The 21,037-nt window shown below is 33.9% G+C and carries 21 protein-coding genes and 1 tRNA gene; 8 read left to right on the top strand and 14 right to left on the bottom strand.

The window, feature by feature from the left end:
- The first annotated feature begins 79 nt into the window (after nucleotides 1-79).
- The gene (locus BST92_RS14960) at nucleotides 80-223 is read left to right on the top strand and encodes a hypothetical protein (protein WP_170061686.1); all 144 of its coding nucleotides are present in this window, start codon (nucleotides 80-82) and stop codon (nucleotides 221-223) included.
- A 111-nt stretch (nucleotides 224-334) separates the two neighbouring features.
- Nucleotides 335-419: transfer RNA gene (locus tag BST92_RS01070), tRNA-Ser, on the top strand.
- Between the two features lie 83 nt (nucleotides 420-502).
- On the opposite strand, the gene BST92_RS01075 is transcribed toward BST92_RS01070, so the two are convergent.
- The 8 genes from BST92_RS01075 to BST92_RS01110 form a co-directional block, all read right to left on the bottom strand.
- On the bottom strand, nucleotides 503-1,138 hold the full coding sequence (locus tag BST92_RS01075; RefSeq protein WP_105069797.1) for a hypothetical protein: 636 nt from the start codon (nucleotides 1,136-1,138) through the stop codon (nucleotides 503-505).
- A 26-nt stretch (nucleotides 1,139-1,164) separates the two neighbouring features.
- The gene (locus BST92_RS01080; protein ID WP_105069798.1) at nucleotides 1,165-2,016 is read right to left on the bottom strand and encodes a universal stress protein; all 852 of its coding nucleotides are present in this window, start codon (nucleotides 2,014-2,016) and stop codon (nucleotides 1,165-1,167) included.
- Between the two features lie 68 nt (nucleotides 2,017-2,084).
- A complete protein-coding gene (locus BST92_RS01085) occupies nucleotides 2,085-2,927 on the bottom strand; it encodes a universal stress protein (protein ID WP_170061687.1) in 843 nt (280 codons plus the stop codon).
- Between the two features lie 58 nt (nucleotides 2,928-2,985).
- Nucleotides 2,986-3,834, bottom strand: a complete 849-nt coding sequence (locus BST92_RS01090) for a universal stress protein (protein WP_105069800.1) — start codon at nucleotides 3,832-3,834, stop codon at nucleotides 2,986-2,988.
- An 11-nt stretch (nucleotides 3,835-3,845) separates the two neighbouring features.
- Complete coding sequence (locus BST92_RS01095; protein WP_105069801.1) at nucleotides 3,846-4,643, bottom strand: universal stress protein; 798 nt, start codon at nucleotides 4,641-4,643, stop codon at nucleotides 3,846-3,848.
- Between the two features lie 73 nt (nucleotides 4,644-4,716).
- Nucleotides 4,717-5,523, bottom strand: a complete 807-nt coding sequence (locus BST92_RS01100) for a universal stress protein (RefSeq protein ID WP_105069802.1) — start codon at nucleotides 5,521-5,523, stop codon at nucleotides 4,717-4,719.
- A gap of 75 nt (nucleotides 5,524-5,598) precedes the next feature.
- Nucleotides 5,599-6,648: a response regulator gene (locus tag BST92_RS01105; protein ID WP_105069803.1), complete on the bottom strand. Its 1,050-nt coding sequence runs from the start codon at nucleotides 6,646-6,648 to the stop codon at nucleotides 5,599-5,601.
- A 90-nt stretch (nucleotides 6,649-6,738) separates the two neighbouring features.
- On the bottom strand, nucleotides 6,739-7,881 hold the full coding sequence (locus tag BST92_RS01110; protein ID WP_342747817.1) for a PAS domain-containing sensor histidine kinase: 1,143 nt from the start codon (nucleotides 7,879-7,881) through the stop codon (nucleotides 6,739-6,741).
- A gap of 167 nt (nucleotides 7,882-8,048) precedes the next feature.
- On the opposite strand from BST92_RS01110, the gene BST92_RS01115 reads away from it, so the two are divergent.
- Genes BST92_RS01115 through deoD form a run of 5 tightly spaced genes read left to right on the top strand, consistent with a single transcriptional unit; the run spans nucleotide 8,049 to nucleotide 11,266 of the window.
- Nucleotides 8,049-8,456: a hypothetical protein gene (locus BST92_RS01115; protein WP_105069804.1), complete on the top strand. Its 408-nt coding sequence runs from the start codon at nucleotides 8,049-8,051 to the stop codon at nucleotides 8,454-8,456.
- A gap of 52 nt (nucleotides 8,457-8,508) precedes the next feature.
- Nucleotides 8,509-8,970 carry a DinB family protein gene (locus tag BST92_RS01120; protein WP_105069805.1) on the top strand — a complete coding sequence of 154 codons (462 nt, stop codon included), beginning with the start codon at nucleotides 8,509-8,511 and terminating at the stop codon, nucleotides 8,968-8,970.
- 7 nt (nucleotides 8,971-8,977) lie between these two features.
- Nucleotides 8,978-9,898 (top strand): mechanosensitive ion channel family protein, encoded by a 921-nt coding sequence (locus tag BST92_RS01125; RefSeq protein ID WP_105069806.1) that lies wholly within the window; start codon nucleotides 8,978-8,980, stop codon nucleotides 9,896-9,898.
- Nucleotides 9,899-9,904: 6 nt separating this feature from the next.
- Nucleotides 9,905-10,549 (top strand): deoxyribose-phosphate aldolase, encoded by a 645-nt coding sequence (deoC, locus tag BST92_RS01130; protein WP_105069807.1) that lies wholly within the window; start codon nucleotides 9,905-9,907, stop codon nucleotides 10,547-10,549.
- Between the two features lie 18 nt (nucleotides 10,550-10,567).
- Complete coding sequence (deoD, locus tag BST92_RS01135) at nucleotides 10,568-11,266, top strand: purine-nucleoside phosphorylase (RefSeq protein ID WP_105069808.1); 699 nt, start codon at nucleotides 10,568-10,570, stop codon at nucleotides 11,264-11,266.
- A gap of 97 nt (nucleotides 11,267-11,363) precedes the next feature.
- Here the strand turns inward: deoD and BST92_RS01140 are convergent, their stop codons facing one another.
- On the bottom strand, nucleotides 11,364-13,634 hold the full coding sequence (locus BST92_RS01140; protein WP_105069809.1) for a hypothetical protein: 2,271 nt from the start codon (nucleotides 13,632-13,634) through the stop codon (nucleotides 11,364-11,366).
- Nucleotides 13,635-13,848: 214 nt separating this feature from the next.
- Here BST92_RS01140 and mqo point away from each other — a divergent pair, with 214 nt between their 5' ends.
- Nucleotides 13,849-15,318 (top strand): malate dehydrogenase (quinone), encoded by a 1,470-nt coding sequence (gene mqo, locus BST92_RS01145; protein ID WP_105069810.1) that lies wholly within the window; start codon nucleotides 13,849-13,851, stop codon nucleotides 15,316-15,318.
- 90 nt (nucleotides 15,319-15,408) lie between these two features.
- Here mqo and BST92_RS01150 read toward each other — a convergent pair whose 3' ends face one another.
- The 5 genes from BST92_RS01150 to dnaB form a co-directional block, all read right to left on the bottom strand.
- Nucleotides 15,409-15,798, bottom strand: coding sequence for a hypothetical protein (locus BST92_RS01150; RefSeq protein WP_105069811.1), 390 nt, complete (start codon nucleotides 15,796-15,798; stop codon nucleotides 15,409-15,411).
- A gap of 188 nt (nucleotides 15,799-15,986) precedes the next feature.
- A complete protein-coding gene (locus tag BST92_RS01155) occupies nucleotides 15,987-16,535 on the bottom strand; it encodes an REP-associated tyrosine transposase (RefSeq protein WP_105069812.1) in 549 nt (182 codons plus the stop codon).
- 466 nt (nucleotides 16,536-17,001) lie between these two features.
- Complete coding sequence (locus BST92_RS01160; protein ID WP_105069813.1) at nucleotides 17,002-17,853, bottom strand: DUF2971 domain-containing protein; 852 nt, start codon at nucleotides 17,851-17,853, stop codon at nucleotides 17,002-17,004.
- 37 nt (nucleotides 17,854-17,890) lie between these two features.
- Complete coding sequence (locus BST92_RS01165; RefSeq protein WP_211292520.1) at nucleotides 17,891-19,105, bottom strand: asparagine synthetase B; 1,215 nt, start codon at nucleotides 19,103-19,105, stop codon at nucleotides 17,891-17,893.
- A gap of 208 nt (nucleotides 19,106-19,313) precedes the next feature.
- Nucleotides 19,314-20,864 (bottom strand): replicative DNA helicase, encoded by a 1,551-nt coding sequence (gene dnaB / locus BST92_RS01170; RefSeq protein ID WP_036579617.1) that lies wholly within the window; start codon nucleotides 20,862-20,864, stop codon nucleotides 19,314-19,316.
- Nucleotides 20,865-21,037 lie beyond the last annotated feature (173 nt).

Genomic DNA, 21,037 nt, shown 5'->3' on the forward strand with positions numbered 1-21,037 from the left:
ATAAAAAAGGCTCTATAATTGTTAAAGCCTGTTAAGTTCTTTGCCAAGAATTAAGATAAGTTTTATCTTAAAATAAAAAATGGAAACACATAAACCCGAAAAAATCAGCAAAAAGGAACAGGCCATAAATTTAGAGCAAACACATGGCAAGAAAATTAATCATCAAGTAAAAAATAAAAAAGAACATCACCAACCAAGAGATGAAATAAAAACACAATCCTAAAATTAAAAATCTACTTAAAAAAAGTAGATTTTTTTATGCCAAATTATAATTAACCAAAGAATAATTATATATTTGCAACCGCTTAAGCGAAAACATTTTTGCTTATCGACTGGAGAAGTGGCAGAGTGGTCGAATGCACTGGTCTTGAAAACCAGCGAGGGTCACACCTCCGGGGGTTCGAATCCCTCCTTCTCCGCAAAAACCCTGATAGTCATTTGATTATCAGGGTTTATTTTTTTGGAAATATTTATAAATCAATTTTCTCTTTTATTTATATATTTAATCCAGTATTAATAAATCTAGTTGTTCTAAAGTTTTTAATACCATCTTGCAGTAATCTCTAATTGCCTTCTTTTCACTATCGAGTTTAGTAACGTTTACCGAAGCTTTCCAAATAACCTGACGTTCTTTACCTGGACATATACCATACAAAACACTCTCAGCATGATAAATGGTATAACTTTCTAATTGCTCATCTGAATAATATAAATCTTGATTTGAATAATAATCATCATTAAATGTTTCAAATGTCTTATTGAAATTACGATAAGATTTAATTAAAGTAACCTTGTTCTCTGCTCCTATAACTTTTGACACCAATATCGCATCATAACCATTTTCTAAAAGTCTATTTTCTACATTTTTAATTTCTTGCTCAGTCTTAGGCCTTTTTGTAAAACTATCGCCAAAAAAATGATCACTATTCCACGCATTAACGCCCTTCATATTCAACTGTTCGACTAAACGATTCTCAAAATACTGTCTGTTTTCAACATCATTGGATATGGCGAGTATAAGAATTTTTTGAGCTTGAAAATTTTCAACCTCTGGATTTTTCCAATTTTCAATTAACTCAGCATCTGAACAACTAGATAATCCGATAATAACCAAAACAATAAATATTAAACTCTTCATGCCTTAACTTTAAATGGTTTCTTGCTTTAGTGAATCGTATCATGCATAACCAGTAAGGGCACCTTGCTAAACATTCCTAGTTCCTTCACCATAGGTGTAGAAAATACAGAATCAATAAAGGAATGCTTTCTATTGATAAAAGAAACCATATCGCTACCACGACTTTCTACAAATCGTTTTACACTGCTATTGACATTAGAACCTCCTATGTAATGCAAACTAAAAGAAGCACCTTCCAAACATTCTTCTAACAATAGCTTATTTTCTTCTTGTTCAATAGTTAAATCTGGATGGTCGTTTACGTGTAATACACAAATATTAGCATTTTGTAATCGGGCTATTTCTACTAGATGTATTAGCTCTTTTCTCTTATAATGAGTCTTAAAACTAGTAGGGAAAACAATTTCTTTAATATGGATCAATCTTACATCTAAAGGGATTCCTAGTATCGGAGAACTACGTAAGTTTTCCATTACATTTATTGTATTGCTCCCGAATAGCTTATTCTCATAATTACTAGCTCCTTTTGTACCCATGACCACTAGTTCAATATCCTTCTTCTCTATCGTTTCCTGAATGGCACTCAATGGATCATCCTGTAATGATATTGTTTGATACTCATGTTTATCATTAAGACCTCTAAAGTCTAACATCTCTAGAACATTTGACAAACCACTTGCCGATTTATTTTTTTCAAATTCAAATGCTAACGTTTCAATAGTACCTGTCATTAATTCACCTCTACTATGTTTTGTCGGGCTATAAGCATTCAATAAATAGAATCTACATTCTATATTTTTAAAAAGTTCCGTGGCATACATAATCGCATTCCACGCGTTTTTAGAAAAATCAGTCGGTATTAAAATTTTCTTTTTCATAGCTTTAAAATTAGATACTTGTTAAATTTAGACAGATCAATGATTAATAACTATGACATTAATCATACTTATTCTGGCAGAATGAGCAACGGTAAATTTGCTTGAAAGCTTATCTTTTCAACCGTTGATGTTTTTATAAGATTCTTTAAAAAACTATATTTATGTAACAATAAAACCAACAAGTGGACACTTTGTTTCTCACAAAAATTCTTAATGTCAGCTTCTAAAGAATGTTCACTTAACATCCAATGCGTTGTAAATTCAACGTCTTTTAACTGATCTTTAAACTTTTCGAAGTGAGGTTGCACCTCATCAAAAATATCGGACTGGTCATGAAAATGAACCAACTCTAATTTTGAATTTTTTGCATTTATCATTTTTATTAAAAAGGCAATATTCTCTTGTTGATTATATTGCTTAAGATCAGTCGCATAAGCTATCTTCTTAGGACATACATAATCCACGTTTTCTGATATTAAGAAAAGTGGAATTGGGTTTATGTTTTTAATCGTATCAACAGCTTGGCTACCTAGAAAAATCTCTTTTAATCCAGACGCGCCTTTTGTTCCCATAACGACAAAGTGTACATCTAGGTTCTCTATTAAATCATTAATAATATCATTAAGAGGTAATGCCGCATACATCAATTCAACTTTTAATTTCTGTCCCGCACAATCTAATTGTATACGATGTGATAACTGTTCTAATTGACAATGAACTGTTGCTCTTAACTTTGCAATAATCACTTCATTTGCTACCGGATCCATTTTACTTATAGTATCTTTTAAACTCCTTTCATAAGAGTGCACTAAATAAATACTACAATCCTCCGCAGGAAATAATTGTGACGCATAAAATAAGGCGTTATATGCATTTTCAGAAAAATCAGTGGGTACAATTATAGAAGCCATAATCATTATTTTAGATGTTAAAACTATAGCTTGTAAAAACAAGTATCTATGATAAAAATCAGTTCTGAGTAGGTAAAATTAAAAAAGGAACACTTGCATGATGAACTACTTTTTTAACTACAGGTTTAAACAACAAATTCTCAAAAAAGTTATGCTTATTGTGTACTAAAACGAGCAAATCGATACCATGTCTAGATTGAAAATCATCCATTGCATCTAGGACGTCCATACCTTTTACAATTTGAGTAAGATGTGCATCACGTTTAAAAAATGCGTTTAGAGACTCCATATTTGCAACTTGCTGCGACGTTAGACTATTGCCATCATAGGCATTTAAAAAGATTAGTCTAGAGATATTTTTATTACAAATATTTTCAAGCAAATACATACCAGTATGATGTTCGTTTGTTTTATAATCAGTAGTAAATAAAATATCCTTAGGCTGCTTATAGCTATAACCTTGTGGCACACCTATAACTGGCACCTTGGCATTTTTTATAACATGCATTGTTTGCGAGCCTATAAAAACTTCTTTAAGTCCAGAAGCTCCATTTGTTCCCATAATAATGAGGTCCAAATCATAATCGTTGACCAGTTCATTTACCTCAATACTTAACATATTAAAGGTAGAGATACCTTTAAAGACGTGATGCTCATCCCTATATTTTGCACTCACCTCATCAATGACTTTTTGCACTTGTTCCTTAGACTTCTTTTTAAACAATTCTCCTATTTCTAGATCTAAACCAGGATCATTACCATATGTAGTAGAAGTATAAAGAGCAACAGGCTCATAAGTATTGAGAACATAAAAATTACAATCTTCATTTCTAAAAAGCTGCACAGCATATTCTATTGCGTTGATGGAAGCTGCAGAAAAATCGGTAGGTAAAAGGATCTTTTTCATAATAAATTATTTTATCGTGCTAGATTTTGAAGAATTAAAAAAGGAATTTTAAGATGTAATCCTAGAGCATCTATAGTAGTTGTTTTTAAGAAAGACTCTAGAAAAGAATGCTTGGAATTAACCAAAACCAATAAATCAATATCATTCTTATTTATAAAATTGTTAATGACGGTAGTTCCATCGCCTAGATCGTGACGAGTATATTTTGTTACGCTTTCGCGAAAGCGTGATTCCCAGAATTCCTTAACCTCAATTTGTCTTTGAGATAATTTATCAAACTGTGCTATATGCAGCAAATGCAACGAAGAACGATGTTGAAGTGCCAGATTACTTATTAAATCTAGTTCTCTATCTTTAAAAGGCACTTGCAGCCCAGAAGGAAATAGAATACTATCTGGACTTTTATACTCTAACTCGAGCGGTATAGCAAGTACAGGACAGCTTACATTTTTAATAACTTGTAAAGTATTACTACCGAGGCTTCTCTTGCGATCTGCTGTTTTACCTTGTGTTCCCATTACTATTAAATCAGCATTTAAAATATCGACTTGATCATTAAGTTGCGTGATAAAATTTCCTGCGATTGCGCGTGTTTCAAAACGATGATGATGATTATAAGTTAAGTACTCTACACGCTCTAATAAATGATCTAACTTATCTTCATAATCTTGCTGCTTATCCTGCATAGGAAAATCATACGTATGCAGTATTATAAACTGCGTTTCTTCTTCAGTGAAATACTGTATGGCACATTGTAATGCATTGAATGCATTCTCTGAAAAATCTGTGGGAACAATGATAACTTTCATAATGGCGTTGTATTTATTGTTATAAATCTATGATTTACAACACTTAAAAACTATGACATTAATCAGTTAAGAGTTATTCATGTATAATTAGAAAAGGTACTTTTTTACGATAATTCATTGAATTAACATCTGTAGGTAAGAATAGAATATTTTCTAAAAAATTAATGTTTTTAGCAAATAGGATTACTAACTCAACCTGATGAATATTGATAAATAATTGTAAAGCATCATCCATTGTTTTATCTAATACCGAGTGAAAACTACAAGAAAATTGTTGTAAAGTATTTTTAAGGAAAGATTTATTTTCTATTTGACTTTGCGTTAAAACTGTAAGACTGGTTTGCAATTGCAATATATTAAGATGTGTCTGTGTGCGTTTTATAAAGCTAGTCAACATATAAATTGCCTTTGAACGATGTGTAAAATTAAAATCTGATAGTAAAACAACTTGTTTTAAAGGACTACATTTAAAACTTTGCGGCACTACAAGTACAGGGCATTTTACTCTTGTAATAATTGCTCTGGTATGAGTAGCATCTATCTGTCCGTTGTTACTAGCACTAAACACATCTGTACAAACAATCAAATCTATATCGTTACTATAAACGGCTTCTTTTATTTGAGTAATAAAACTGCCTTGCAATGATAGATTAACTATTTTTTGATGTGGTGCTAGTAGTATCGTTAAGGACTCAATCTTATTTTTTATATAACAACTACATACATTTACATTACTGGACTCTACTTTACCTAAAGAATTTAATGATGTAGCTGGCAATATGTAAAAGCAAATACCAGCGTCACGATACATAGATATGGCGCATTGCGCAGCAGCCCATGACGGATCTGTGTTATCTACCGGTATAAGAATGTGTTTCATTGCAAACTGCGTTGAGTTCACAAATGTATCTGGACTAGTTTTATGAAATAATGATAAAAATCAGTTTTAGAATAATTATTCAACTTTTTCTAGTCCATTTATATCTATAATTCTAATACTGCGACCTTCTATCTCAATAAGCCCATCCTTTTTAAATCCAGATAATGTGCGTATCAAACTCTCTGTAGCAATTCCAGCAACGCCAGCTAGATCATTACGAGTGATGCATATATCCTCTTGGGCCTGTTTATTAAATGCACTAGCAAATTGAAGAATTGTTTGAGCAGTTTTCTTACGCACAGAACTGTAAGCCATTTGTACGAGTTGTGTTTTAATATGAGCTACGTTATGCGATAGCAATTGTAACAACTCCATCGATAAGTTATTGCTATGGTATAGAATGTCTTTAAGCACAGACTTTGAAACACCTACTAGAGTTACATCTTCTAGCGCTTCTGCAGATTCCTCATAAGCTACATTATCTAGTATGGACGTAAATCCTAAAAACTCATCTTCTTTAAACAAAGAGGTGATTAATTCTTTTCCACTCTTGTCAATTTGATAAGTTTTAACAACACCTCTAGTAATTAAGTAAATTCTATAAGAACGTGAGCCTTCTTGATAAATCACCTCTCCTTTTTTGAAACTGAGCTCCTCTCCATGATCGTCAAAGAAGTTTTTTAATTCATTAAGGTTGCGCAACTCCTCTTCTTCATTATTGGGTTTTGATGTACTATCTAATAGAGATTTAAAAATTTCAGCTTTGGCTATCCGAGTTTCTATTGCATTTAATAATTCTTCTTCTTCAAATGGTTTTGTCAAATAATCATCTGCACCTAGATCCATACCTTTACGTACCTCTTTGTGATCTGTTCTTGCTGACAGGAATATAAATGGAATCTGGTTGGTGTTTACATCTGAAGATAATGCCTCTAAAACGCCATATCCATCCACTTCAGGCATCATTATATCACAAATGATAACGTCTGGATGAATCTTTTGAGCCTGCTCTATTCCTGCGCGACCATTAGGCGCTGTAATAACCTCATAATCTGATAGTTCGAGTAATTCTGCAGTATTTTCTCTTAATGCAGCGTCATCTTCTATAATTAAGATTTTTTTCATTATCGTATTATTTACTTGCAGGAATAGTTACAACAAAAGTAGACCCTTTATTTTCTTCACTTTGAAATGTAATATTACCACCTAAGTTTTTTAAATGATTTTTACAATATTAAGACCTATACCAGTACCTGGATTGAGTAATACATTTTCTGCCCTGAAATAACGATCAAATATAAAACGTTGTTCATGTACCGGTATTCCTATACCTTGATCAATTATTTTAATTTCTGTAAAGTCTTCCTTTTCTAAAACTTTTATATCTACTGTAGTACCTTCACTAGAATACTTAACAGCATTATGTATAAGGTTACTAAGAGACAATTCCAGTATTTTTTCATCAAAATCTAATGTTATAGCATCTGCATTTTTTGGGTAATTTATACTTTGACCGTCTTTCAGATGAACATTTGCATCATAGATCACCTCATTAAGCACTTTACTTAATGGAAAAGATGATATTCGATAATTAGTCTTACCGGTATCTAATCGCTCAATAGATAGAAAATCATCTATTATTGTATTAAGGTATTTTACTTTACTTTTTATTGTGTTAAGGTGTTTTATCCTTTTTTCCTGATGTTCTTCTTTGGAGTATTTTGAAATTAATGTTGCCGATGTCAAAATACCACTTATTGGCGTTTTAAATTCATGGGAAACTAATGATAAGAACTTTGTCTTTAATTCATTTAATTCTTTTTCTTTTTGCAGCGCCTCATTAGCATTTCTCTCTGCTTCTTTTCTTAGCGATACCTCTTCCTGCAGCGATTCAACAGCTGCATTTAAAGATTTTGTACGTTCTTCAATCTTCTCTTCTAGATGATTATTGAGATCTTCTATATACTTTTCTTGAGCTTTACGTATCGTAATATCTGTGACCAGAGCCATCACGTAATCGTGACCATGTAATGTAAAAGGATTTAAACCAGCTTCAACCGGGAATTGTGAGCCGTCTTTGCGCATTCCATAAAGCACGCGACCTTTACCCATTTCTCGCTTCTGACTGTGCTTCATAAAACCATCAAAGTGAGAATGATGTTCTTTGTGATAAGATGATGGGATTAATGTATGAAGATGCTGGCCTTCAAGCTCTTCTTTATCATAACCAAAAATACCTCTTGCCGAAGCGTTAGTTGCGACAATAAACTGTTCTGAATTTACTACAACTATACCTTCTGACGCACCTTCAAATAAGATGCGAAACGCTTCTTCTACACTTTCTTCAAAAAACTTCATATCTCAAAAATACAATTAAAAGAACTGATTTTTTAAACTCAGTAATAAAGCTATTAAACCTTATCAATACATCTCTCTTCTATTAAATACAACCATTTTGTTATCATGATATAAATCATAGTTCTCCTTTAAAACAACTCATAAATTTGATAAATAAATCACTGATTATGAAATCAAATATCAAAACCACTCAAGCTTTTTATCATAATCTAGGCAAGTTATTTTATGCCATTGCTTTCAGTGATAAAAAAGTATCCCAAGAAGAATTTAAAACTCTAAAAAAATACATAGAAAACTACTGGCTACAATATGATAACCTCACAGATATATTTGATAATGATGCGGCACACCTCATAGAAGTCGTATTTGAAGGAGTTCAATTCTTTAATGAAAGTGCAGACGATATGTACAATGCTTTCATTACTTATAAAAATGAACAACCGCATTTATATAATGATCAAGTAAACCGTCTTATTTTAGAAACTGCCAGAGCAATTGCATACTCATATGCACAGGTAAACAAATCAGAACTTATTATTTTAAATAAGTTAGAAATGGAAATAAACAAACTATAGAACATATCCACAACTAATGCTAACAGTACAAAATAACCTATAACGATATTTAATGATGACGACACAAACAGAACATCTTATTGCACTATGGAAAGAATCACGCGCGAGATTAGAAAATCAATTAGGTGACATAACTGCATTTGACTTAAAGAAAAAACTTGCGCCTTCCCGTAATAGTTTAGGCTATTTACTTCGTCATATAGCAGAGGTTGAGCTACTTTTTGCAAAAAATGTTTTTGGAGCAAAAGACACAAAAATCATTGCCAAAACCATCATTGCACAACACGACACCGGTGAATGGACTGATCTAGAAAAATTGATATTAATGCTTGATAACTCTAGAAACACTATAATCAACATTCTTCAAAAGCAAAATTCTACAGACTGGGATCAAGAAATAGAAACAAAAGAATTTGGTATTAAAACAAAAGTACAAGCTCTAGGTCGTATCATCTCACACACAGCCTATCATGCTGGTCAGATAGGTATAATTATTAAATACGGAACAGTTTAATTAATAGATGGAACTAATCGATCAATTACAAACATGGATCTCGCAAAATCCTACCACGGCAAGTATCTTTAAATATTTAGTTTGGGTTATCGCTATATTAATTGCTGTACAAGTTCTTAGAAGATTATTAAAGAAAAAGTTGCCTGATAGTGTCACTAGATATAAATCTCAAAAAGGTGTTGAAATCATAGGTTATATTTTTATCATCTTTTTATCCATTACTTACTTTACTGGTAATATCACAGACTTTACAATTACTATCGGGCTACTATCTGCTGGTATAGCCATCACTCTTCAAGAGCTTTTTTTAAGTATCGCAGGTTCATTATATATATTTTTTGTGAAGGTCTATAAACCTGGTGACCGAATAGAAATTAATGGTATTAAAGGCGATGTGATAGATATAGACAGTATCTACACTACAATGATGGAAATAGGCGAATGGGTAAGCACAGATAATTATAGTGGCCGTATTGTTAAATTAAGTAATGCCTTTGTTTTTAAAGGACCCATTTATAATTTTTCTCAAGATTTCCCATTCATTTGGGATGAATTTAATTTACCTATCCATTACACATCAGATTTAGAACTTACCAAAAAAATTGTCGCTGATATTGCTCAAAAAACACTGTCAGATTATGTCAATCTCTCAAAAAGCCACTGGCAAAATGTAGTTTCAAAATACTACATTGAAGATGCTATGGTAGAGCCTACTATAGCCATCACACTTACTGATAACTGGATACAACTTAATCTGAGATATATTGTAGACTATAAAAAAAGACGCGTTACAAAACATGACTTACAACAGCAAATTCAACAGGCAATTCATGCCACTAATGGAATCGTTTCATTAGCATCTACTACATTTGAAGTAATAAGAATGCCTACAACAAATATAAAAGTAACCTCGCCTACTCAACATTAATACCACATGAACTCTATCAACACTTATATAGACCATACACAACTTAAAGCAACTTCTACATTAGACGATATAGCCATATTATGTAAAGAAGCTATGGAGCACCATTTTTATGCGGTATGCGTTAATGGTTGTTATACCGCTTTCGCGAAAGCGCAATTAAAAAACACCTCGATAAAAATAGCTACCGTTGTGGGATTTCCACTAGGAGCTGTGAGTACCGAAACCAAAGTTTTTGAAACTAAAGATGCAATAGCGCATGGTGCTGATGAGATCGACATGGTATTACAAATAGGAGCCTTAATAAATAATGATCTTGAAACAGTGAAAAAAGATATCCTTGCAGTGCGAGAAGCTTCAAAAGGAAAAGTACTTAAAGTCATCTTTGAGAACTGTTACCTCACTGATAGTCAAATTAAAAATGCCTGTGACATATGCCTAGAGGTAAAGGTAGACTTCATTAAAACCTCAACTGGTTTTGGGACTGGTGGCGCAACCATTGAAAATGTAAGTTTAATGAAAAAAGCAGTAGGTAATAAAATTAAAATTAAAGCCTCTGGTGGTATTAGAGATAAAGAGACTGCTCTAGAGTACATTGCCTTGGGCGTTGATAGAATAGGAACGTCATCTGGTATTGATATCATAAAAGTATAATCATTAAAGAACCATACAATGAGTACACATATAGAGGCCAAAAAAGGGCAAATTGCAGAAACGGTACTTCTTCCTGGAGATCCTATGCGTGCAAAATGGATAGCTGAAACCTTTCTGGATAAACCAACCTGCTATAATGATGTACGTGGCATGTTGGGCTATACTGGAAGCTATAAAGGTAAGCCTGTATCTGTACAAGGAACTGGTATGGGAATACCGTCTGCACTTATCTACTGTCATGAGCTGATTAATGATTATGGAGTAAAGAATTTAATACGTGTAGGATCTGCTGGTTCTTATCAAAAGGATGTAGTGATAAGAGATATTGTGATTGCAATGGCTGCCAGTACGACATCTGGAATTAATAATTCAAGATTTAAGAATGCCGACTACTCTCCTACTGCAAATTTTGATTTGTTTTTAAAAGCGTGTCTATATGCAAGAGAAAATAATATTGACATTAAAGCTGGTAACATTTTATCTGCAGATGAGTTCTATGAAGACGACTTTGAAAACTATAAACAATGGGCAAACTATGGTGTATTGTGTGTAGAAATGGAAACTGCTGGATTATATACCATTGCAGCAAAGCACAATGTTAAGGCACTTTCTATACTGACTATATCAGATTCACTGGTAACAGGAGAACATACAACGTCTGAAGAAAGAGAAACGACATTTCAAAAAATGATTGAGATAGCACTCTCTACCTTATAAAAACTTACACTTTTATATCATCAAAAAAGACACTCGCTTTGCCATTATTGAAAACTAAAATTAATCTTTCCGTTATTAATACGGTATAAGATATTATTTAATGCGAGATGACTATATATTCTGTTCCTGTACTCTGGATAGTATATCGGTCAGAAGCCATTAGAGTATTAAAAGTGTTAGCGCCTGATAGAGAATCGTCAGTAATATTAAGTACAGATCCACCACTTAGAATCGATACAGAACCTATGATGTCATTTTTTGCTATAAGAATAAAAATTTTACCTTTATTAGAAACTGCTGGCGCTGGTAAATCAATACTAGTTGTAGCATTAACAATTCTAATCGTATAATCTTCTAAAGTAGCAGTATAAGACGCTCCAGAAGTTGTTTCTTCAAATGAGCTCGTTTTATTTAATTCAGCACCTGTACTAGCAAGTTTAACAATGCCAGTATCTGTTATCATTAAAGTTCTATCTGTACTTGCTGTAGATGTCTGTAAACCTTCTATTCTCAATGGATCATTATCTACATCTTTAATATGTACCTTATGTGTTGCTTCATCATTATCAATGTCTTGCGAATTCTCTTTGAAAAGCGCCAAGTATCCACGATTATTAATCATCAGACCAGATTGAAAACCTCCTCTAGGACCTAACACGTTGTATGTCACAAAATCCATTTTTGAAGATCTGGAAGAATCATCATTATCAACTAGTCTCGCTACAATAGCACCCATTTCACGTGTCCCTGCAAAATTTTCTACGGCCATACGGTACGTAAACTTAGGACCATAACCAGCTAGTTTTGATAAGTCTATCATGGTAAATGTGTTGGTACTTGAATTTACATTAGTGCGTACCACACGTAATGCACCTTCATTGATAGTAGTAGCTCCATTTACAAATAACTTATCATTGGTGTACACATCACCATTGGCTATCATCGGTTGATCTGTATTAGCATAAATAGCACCAGCATCTGTTACCACGACATCGTTACCAGCATCTGCAGGTCTGTTAGCGGTTGTTCTTGTATTAACAGAATCATACGTCCATTCTGACTCATCGGTGTTCACCGGTGACCAGGCACTAGCGGTACTATTCCAGTAATGAAAACCTTCTTTATAGCTGATGTCATCTGTTGTAGCTGGTGTACCTAATGTATTAACCCAATCAGCATTAAGGAATACTAACTGTCCATTCTCAGAACCGTTTATCGTTAAATCAATAACTCTAGGTACTAAAACACCATCAGTAGCTGTAACAGCTCCTAAATGATTGACTGCCCTTACGTCTAAAGATGATTGCGGTGATGAGGTGTTGATACCAGTATTAGAGTTCTTAAGAATCGTAAAGGCATTACTAAAGGTTGTAGTTCCACTTAATCTAGATCCATTACCGACACTAAATAACCTATCTGCTGCATCAAATCCAGCTGCATTAACAGGTGTATATCGCTCATTATAAGTCCCTACTACCATCTCACTTCCCGATGGACTAGAAAGGTTATTACCTAATGTAAAACTACCTAAACCTGTACTAGAATTATTATTCCCCAGTGAGAATGAGTTTTCACCAGATGCAACATTTGAAAAACCTATAGCAGTACTATTAATAGCAGTGGCGTCGTTTAATCGTCCTAATGCAATAGCATTTTCGGCAATGGCATCACTTGTATTTCCTATCGATATACTATTTAAACCTGTCGCCCTTGACGCAATACCAGCAGATATGGAATGATCTCCACTTGCTGTCGTTCCTCTACCCATAGCAACAGAATAATCTCCAGTAGAATTATTAATATACCCTAAAGCTGTTGCTGCAGTTCCAGATACCGTATTATCATATCCTAGAGCAATTGCATAAGAAGAGGTTGCTAGGTTATCTCTTCCCATCGCCATACTAAAAGAACCTAGATTTGTATTATCCCAATCGGTATTATCATTATACCCTACTCTGAAAGCTCCTTTTCCTTTATCAAAAAACATTCTGTAATCGTCACTCGCACCACTCATATTATTCAATTGTGTGCTTCCAAAAACAAAATCGTCTCGTGCAATATCGGTTGTATTATGTACAACACCACTTTCACTGATAAATTCACTACTAGAAATTAATCTAATCCAGATGGTACCATTAAAATAATAAAAACCATCTTCATTATTTGTTTGATAAACTAAAAGGCCTTGAACAGGACTTGCTATTGCGGTTCTGTCAGACTCATCCATACGTGGAATTAAAATTCCGCCGTCAGTAGATTCAATATCTAAAATACTTGATGGATCAGGAGTATCTGTGCCGATACCAACTTGTGCCTGAGCACTTAAAGCTGATAGTAGTATGATAATTAAAATATACAAATTCTTCATAGACTACAAAGATATTATCATTTCCAGTCAATAATCGTACTAAAGATAAAAACAAACATCTTATCGACGTAACAGCTGCAATAACCGACAAATACTCACTTTAACAGACTCATTATCGACTAATTACTTTATCCTATGTTTGATTAAATGATGTATACATTATCATTTAACTCGTTTTTCTTACTCATTAATTTAATAATCCTTAAAATTGAGAATGGAAAACAAAGACTACGACCTTATATGTGTTGGCGCTGGTATCATGACCGCTACGCTAGCCCTTATTACTAAAATACTTCAACCAGAAATGCGCATTCTAATTTTAGAACGATTAGATCAAGTTGCTCAAGAAAGTAGTGCTGCATGGAATAATGCTGGAACTGGTCATAGTGCTTTATGTGAACTTAATTATTGCCCTCAACAAAATAATCAGGTTGATATTAGTAAGGCAATAGACATTTGTACACAATTTGAAATGTCTAAACAATTCTGGAGTTACCTGGTAGCTCAAAATCTGATCAAAGAACCTAAATCTTTTATAAATCCGGTGCCTCATAATAGCTGGGTTTATGGAGCAGATAATGTAGAATATCTAGAGAGACGCTTTCACGCTATGAAAGAACATTTCATGTTTGAATCTATCGAATTCACAAGATCTATAGAGAAAATGAAGGAATGGTTTCCATTAATCATGGAAGATCGTGATAAGAGCGATCATATGGCTGGCTCTAGAATCGATCGTGGTGCCGAGATGAACTTCGGATCTCTAACAGAACAGCTATTCCATATCCTAGAAACTGAATATAACGTCACCGTTTCATTTAATGAAGAGGTTCAAGATGTAGATCCTGATAAGGATATAGAATGGGACGTCATTACTAAAAATAGGATCAGTGGTGATACTAGAACTTTAAGTGCACACCATGTTTTTATAGGTGCCGGTGGCGGTAGTTTGTTACTATTACAAAAAGTAGAAATAGACGAAAAAGAAGGCTATGGCGGATTTCCCGTAAGTGGAGCGTGGCTGGTTTGTAAAAACCAAGAGATCATTAACCAGCATTACGGCAAGGTTTATTCTAAAGCCGGACCTAATGATCCACCGATGAGCACACCACATCTAGATACGAGATTTATTAATGGGAAACGCGAATTACTATTTGGTCCTTTTGCCGGTTTTAGTCCTAAGTTTTTAAAAGAAGGTTCTTATCTAGATCTTTTTAAATCAATTAAGACCGATAATATTAAACCCATGCTGGAGTCCTTTTGGGATAATCTACCATTAACACAATACTTAATAAACCAAGTCACGATGTCCTTTGATGACCGCATGGATGATTTGCGCAAGTTCTATAAAAATGCCAAAAATGAAGACTGGGAATACCTAGTTGCTGGACAACGCGTTCAAATCATTAAAAAAGATGAATTTGAAGGCGGACAGTTGCAGTTTGGCACTGAAGTCATAGCTAGTAAAGATGGAAGTATTACTTGCCTTTTAGGCGCCTCTCCTGGAGCTTCTACAGCGGTAAAGATTATGCTAGACGTGATAGAAAAAGCTTTTCCAGAACTCATAGAAAATCCTGAAACATTAAGTAAATTACAGGAAATGATTCCGTTTTATAAGACTGAGGTTACTAAAGAATTGTTTGAAAAGGAGTTGAAGAAATCTAAGGAATTGCTAGAGTTATAGTATTATGAATAAAAAATCTCTTATTGAATGTCGCTGATTGTCGCGCGCGTTTGCAACGCGAGCAACGTGGTTAGTAATTTACCAGTGTTATCACATATTTCCTCTCCAAATTTCCAACACTTCTGAAGTATTCTTGTTCAATACTACATTGTAAGTTTTACAACGCGCGCGTTTTTCATTTTTATTACAAGTTGAAAGTTGAACAAACCAAACTCGATCCTCGTTTAGAGATTTTATTGTGAAATTCTCAAATTCAGACAAATCATATTTATAACCAATCTCCCAAATTAATAAGGCCATTTTTTTTGCACTTTCTTCAGTCGGGAGGATATCAGTATTATACCTAGTAATTATCTCAACTTTTTCGTCAAATCGGTCTATATGATGTAACAAATTTTGAGAACTACAAGCAACAAAAATGTAACAAATTGAACATACAATAATCACAAATCTTAATCTCAACACTTTTGACTGTTTCATTGTTTTTGAATTTTAAAAAAAGTTAACACCACTATAGCAAAAAAACTAACCAATATAAAATCAAACACTTGTAAATATAGAATTAAGAACAAACCAGATATAATAAACATGATAATTTAATTACATATGTCGCGCGCGTTTATAACGCGTGATGCTCTATAATTGCATTTATAATGCAAACACTTCACTTAATACCATTTTGAGATTTCTATCGGACATTTACCATTCTCTAAATATGCAGTTGCACTGCTGTGAACCCAATCTTCTTCATTTTTAACATAACCAGCAGATATCGGGTTATAATGAATATAATTGAATGCTGCTTCTAGCTTTTTAGTCCGATCCATGATCTTTGGATGAAAACCATCTTTCCATACTTTATAATTTGAATGTCTTTTTGATTTCTTTGCATGAAAAGCAAATTTATTCAATAACCATTCAGATCGACTTTCTCCAACTTCATTAATTGCTTCAATGAAAGCTTTTGAAGTAAATTTCTTTAAATCTCTAATAATATCATTTAAATCAATCTTTTGAGTACCTATAATCATATGGACATGACTGGGCATTATTACATAAGCAAATACGATTAATCCTTTTTCCTTAATACAATAGTTTATAGAATCTTCAAGAATATGAATATATCGATCTCTTGTAAACAAATCAATCCAATCCACAACAGTCATTGTAATGAAATAATTTTCTTCATGATCTTTTACCTTGTATCGCTCAGACATAAATGCAAGATATAAAATATGTTTATCGCATTGCAAATGCTTAATTAAAGCGAACGCGTTACAAACGCGTGCTCAACTAAAATTGCATTAGTAATGCAATCATTAAACTAAAACCTTTTTGTCAAAACTACTGGACATTTACAATCATCTCCACGTGGAAATGTTGCGCGCGTTTGCAACGCGTGCTCAACTTTAATCGCATTTGTAATGCAACTCCTAATTTAATATGTTTTTTTAAATCTACTTGTTTATGAAACAACAGTATTGTAGAAATACAAGAGATAACTCTACATCCATCATTACTAAATTATGTGTATGGAATTGACAATCGCATGACAAATGCTACATTAGAACGAACGCGTTGCAAACGCGCGCGACGTTGATATTTTTTTTTCTTGTTATTTCAAATGTCGCGCGCGTTTATATCACGAGTGACGTGGAAAAAAAATTAAAGAACATTCCAATATTAAATATTACGATAAGGAATCTCGCTTTGTTTTAATAATATCTTTCCTTTCTCTTTATCAAGACTTAGTTTCCTCCCTTTTTGACTTAAAATTAAATATAAAGACGTTTTCATTTTTTCCAAACTCAAACAAGGCCCCAAAATAATTTCAGTTAAACACTCAAAAGGAAATTTAATTTCTTTGAAAGGCTTATAAAAACTATCAGTAACCTGAAATTTTAAATTTGATAACTCACTAATCTTATTAGGAATAATTAATCTGCATTCTTTTTCATATTCGTAACCTTTATCTTTTAAAATTGGAAGGTATTTAAAATGATCCTGAAGTATATGAGAATCAAGATTTTGAGTGAAACCTATACTATAAGAATTAACCTCTATACATTTATGAAGCGTCTGTATATTTTGCTTTAAGTATTGTTCGTATTGTGAGGAATTATACACACATTTTTCAAAACGATATTCTCTATTCAATTCTGCTAACAGACTTTTATCAAACCCCAAAGCAATACCTTTAGACTTATCCGCATAAGTATTCCACATAGGTAAACTATCACCACACTCGGAAAAAGATATAATATGAGGATACAATTCATCAATATCTTCATTTCTAAAAAAAGTCATTCTCTTATCATTGAGAATTTTTGAAAAATTCTTCGAATCATTGGCAAGATTATTATCGTAAGATATTAATTCTTCCTTCAATAATCCAACTGCAATAGTATGTTCGGTAAAATCATTTAAAAAATCAACATGTGTTGCTCTTAGAGTTAAAGAGTCTACTGTTGATTGATTAATTATATGGTATAATGTTTCTAATGTGGTATAATGATAAACAGTTTCTTCTTGCATCAAATTAATTTTAAACAAACGATTATAGATATTCTAATCAAGTCTTCTGCTTCTTCTTTCTAGCTGCTGGGAATAATACGTTATTTAATATCAAACGATATCCTGGCGAGTTGGGATGCAGGCTCAACTCTGTAGGTGGATCTCCTACTCTATGCTGGTAATCTTCTGGATCGTGTCCACCGTAAAAGGTGAAGAATCCTTTACCACGTATTCCATGAATGTATTTTGCTTCTTTATTAGATCTGTTTTCTCCTAGAACTAGCACATTTTTCTTTACCTCATCACGGTCATAACTAGTCGTTTGCCCCATAAATCCTTTTACCAGACTGGTGTGGTTTTGATTCAACATTGTTGGGATAGGATCCCATTTTGCGCTGAAATCCATTAAAGAAAAGTAATCCAGTTCTTTTTTAATACCACGCTTCTGCGTCATGTCTATAGAGCTGAATTCATACACATTAGGTGAACGTTCTAAGGTAAAATCTGTAAAAGCAAAGGTCTTTGTGTAATCAATTTTTGTTTGATATGCGGGATCACTGGCATCACCGTCAAACATAGGCTCTGCGATATCAACACCTTCGGCAGCAAGGGCAATGTCAAAGCTGTCTGTAGCGCTACACATCGCAAACATAAAGCCACCACCGACTACATAATCTCGTATTTTAAGTGCTACGTCACGTTTTGCCTCACTTACCTTGTCGTATCCTAGTTTAGCAGCGCGTTCTTCGGCTTCCTTTTTTTCTTGAATGTACCAGGCTGCTGTTTTAAAGCTTCTATAAAATTTACCATATTGTCCTGTAAAATCTTCATGGTGCAAGTGCAGCCAGTCATAGAGTAATAACTCGTCTGCCAAGACTTCTTCATCATAGACCTTAGTATAAGGAATCTCTGCATAGGTAAGTACCATCGTTACCGCATCATCCCATGGCAACTTTCCTGTAGGTGTATACACGGCTATTTTTGGTGCTTTTTCTAGCAATACTTCTTGCATGTTTTGAGAAGGACTAGCAATAAGAGCAAGTATATCGCTCACTTCACTTTCTGTCATTTCCTCATAACTCACGCCGCGTACAGTTAATTCTTTCTTTATTTCATCAACATTGGGCATTAAAAAAGAGCCACCACGGTAGTTCAATAACCATTTTACTTTGGTTCCTTTGCTGAGTACCCAATAGGAAACGCCATAGGCTTTTAAGTGATCGTTTTGCGTGTCTGCATCCATAGGAACAAATAAATATTGTCCCATTGCCATTGGTGCCCATAGTGCTAGAAAGGCGTATAATAGAAGTTTCTTAAACATAAACATGTGTTCTTTTGAGCTGTGAGATGGTTCATTACGCTTTCGCGAAAGCGTAAACCCAATCATCTACATCATAAAAAATGCCATACTATGGCTCGATGGCTAAGATAGCAAAGAACGAAGTAGTTATAGAAAAAAGTATATGCTTTTTAAAGATGACCTAGAAAGGAACCTCATCATCTGGGCTCGCTGGGAAATCACCAAAGGCGTCTTGAGCACTAGGTAAACTTCTAGGATCAAGTCCATCTGGCCTGTTAGTATCATCGTTTGCCGCATTCATTTTTGAACCAAATTCATATGGCGTCGAGAAATCATCAAGATTATCAAACTTACCAAACTGCCCAAGGAATTTAAGACGTATCGCATCTGTAGCTCCATTACGGTGTTTTGCAACGATAAATTCGGCTTGATTTGCGGTTGGGCTGCGATCATCATCATCCCATTCTTCAAGGTTATAATACTCTGGCCTATAGATAAAGGATACAATATCTGCATCTTGCTCGATTGCTCCAGATTCACGCAGGTCAGATAGTAATGGTCTTTTACTACCACCACGAGTCTCTACCGCACGCGATAGTTGCGATAGTGCAATTACAGGAACACTCAGTTCTTTTGCTAGTGCTTTAAGATTACGAGAAATGGTAGAGATTTCTTGTTCACGGTTACCACCTTTTGCACCTGTTTGTGCCGTCATTAATTGTAAGTAATCAATCATGATTAACTTAATACCATGTTGTGAGGCCAGACGTCTACACTTTGCACGCAAGTCAAAAATGGATAGAGATGGTGTATCATCAATAAAAATAGGTGCTCGCTCTAGATCTTTTACTTTAACGTTAAGCTGTTCCCATTCAAATGGCTCAAGCTTACCGGTTCTTAATTTCTCACTGCTCAATCCAGTTTCTGAGGATATCAAACGAGTGATCAATTGTACAGAACTCATCTCTAGAGAGAAGAATGCTACTGGTATATTAGATCCTACAGCTACATTACGTGCCATAGAAAGTGTAAAGGCCGTTTTTCCCATACCAGGACGTGCCGCGATAATAATTAAATCACTAGGCTGCCATCCAGATGTTAATCGATCTAGATCTGTAAATCCAGTAGGTATACCACTTAATCCATCACGGTTTGCGATATCTTCAATGCGCTGCTTTGCCTGTTTTACCAGATCCATTGCAGACTCTGTACTTTTTCTAATGTTACCTTGAGTTACCTCATACAGTTTAGATTCTGCCTTATCAAGTAGGTCAAAAACGTCTGTAGACTCTTCATAAGAGTCTGAAATAATCTCTGTAGATAATTTAATCAAACTACGTTGAATAAACTTTTGCTGTATAATTCTAGCGTGAAATTCAATGTGTGCCGTTGAACTTACAAGCTGTGACAATTGCACAAGATAATGGTCACCACCAGCGGCTTCACTTTTCTCATCTTTACGCAATTGAGCACTAACGGTTAATAAGTCGACTGGACTACCGCTTTTAAACAGTTTATCAATAGCATCAAAGATGTATTGATGGGATTTTTGATAGAAAACCTCAGGTGTTAAAAGGTCTATAACCTCATCCACACCTTTACCATCAATCATCAACGCTCCTAGAACAACCTTCTCTAAATCAACAGCTTGCGGTGGTATCTTTCCTCTCTCAAGAGGAACGACCATGCTGTTGTCTGTTTTAGATACGGCTAATGATTGAATTTTTTCCATAGGTTCAAAAGTAGTGTTTTAAAGATGTTTATTACGTATCAGGATGTCACACGATAGTTAACAATTTAACTATTTATTATGATGACAACCTGTTGATAACTGCAGTTTTTTTTGATTGCATTGTAAATCAATAGGCGACAAAAATCGCGCCTAAATTTGAAACAAAAATAAGG

The sequence above is a fragment of the Nonlabens arenilitoris genome, assembly GCF_002954765.1.
Classification (GTDB): domain Bacteria; phylum Bacteroidota; class Bacteroidia; order Flavobacteriales; family Flavobacteriaceae; genus Nonlabens; species Nonlabens arenilitoris.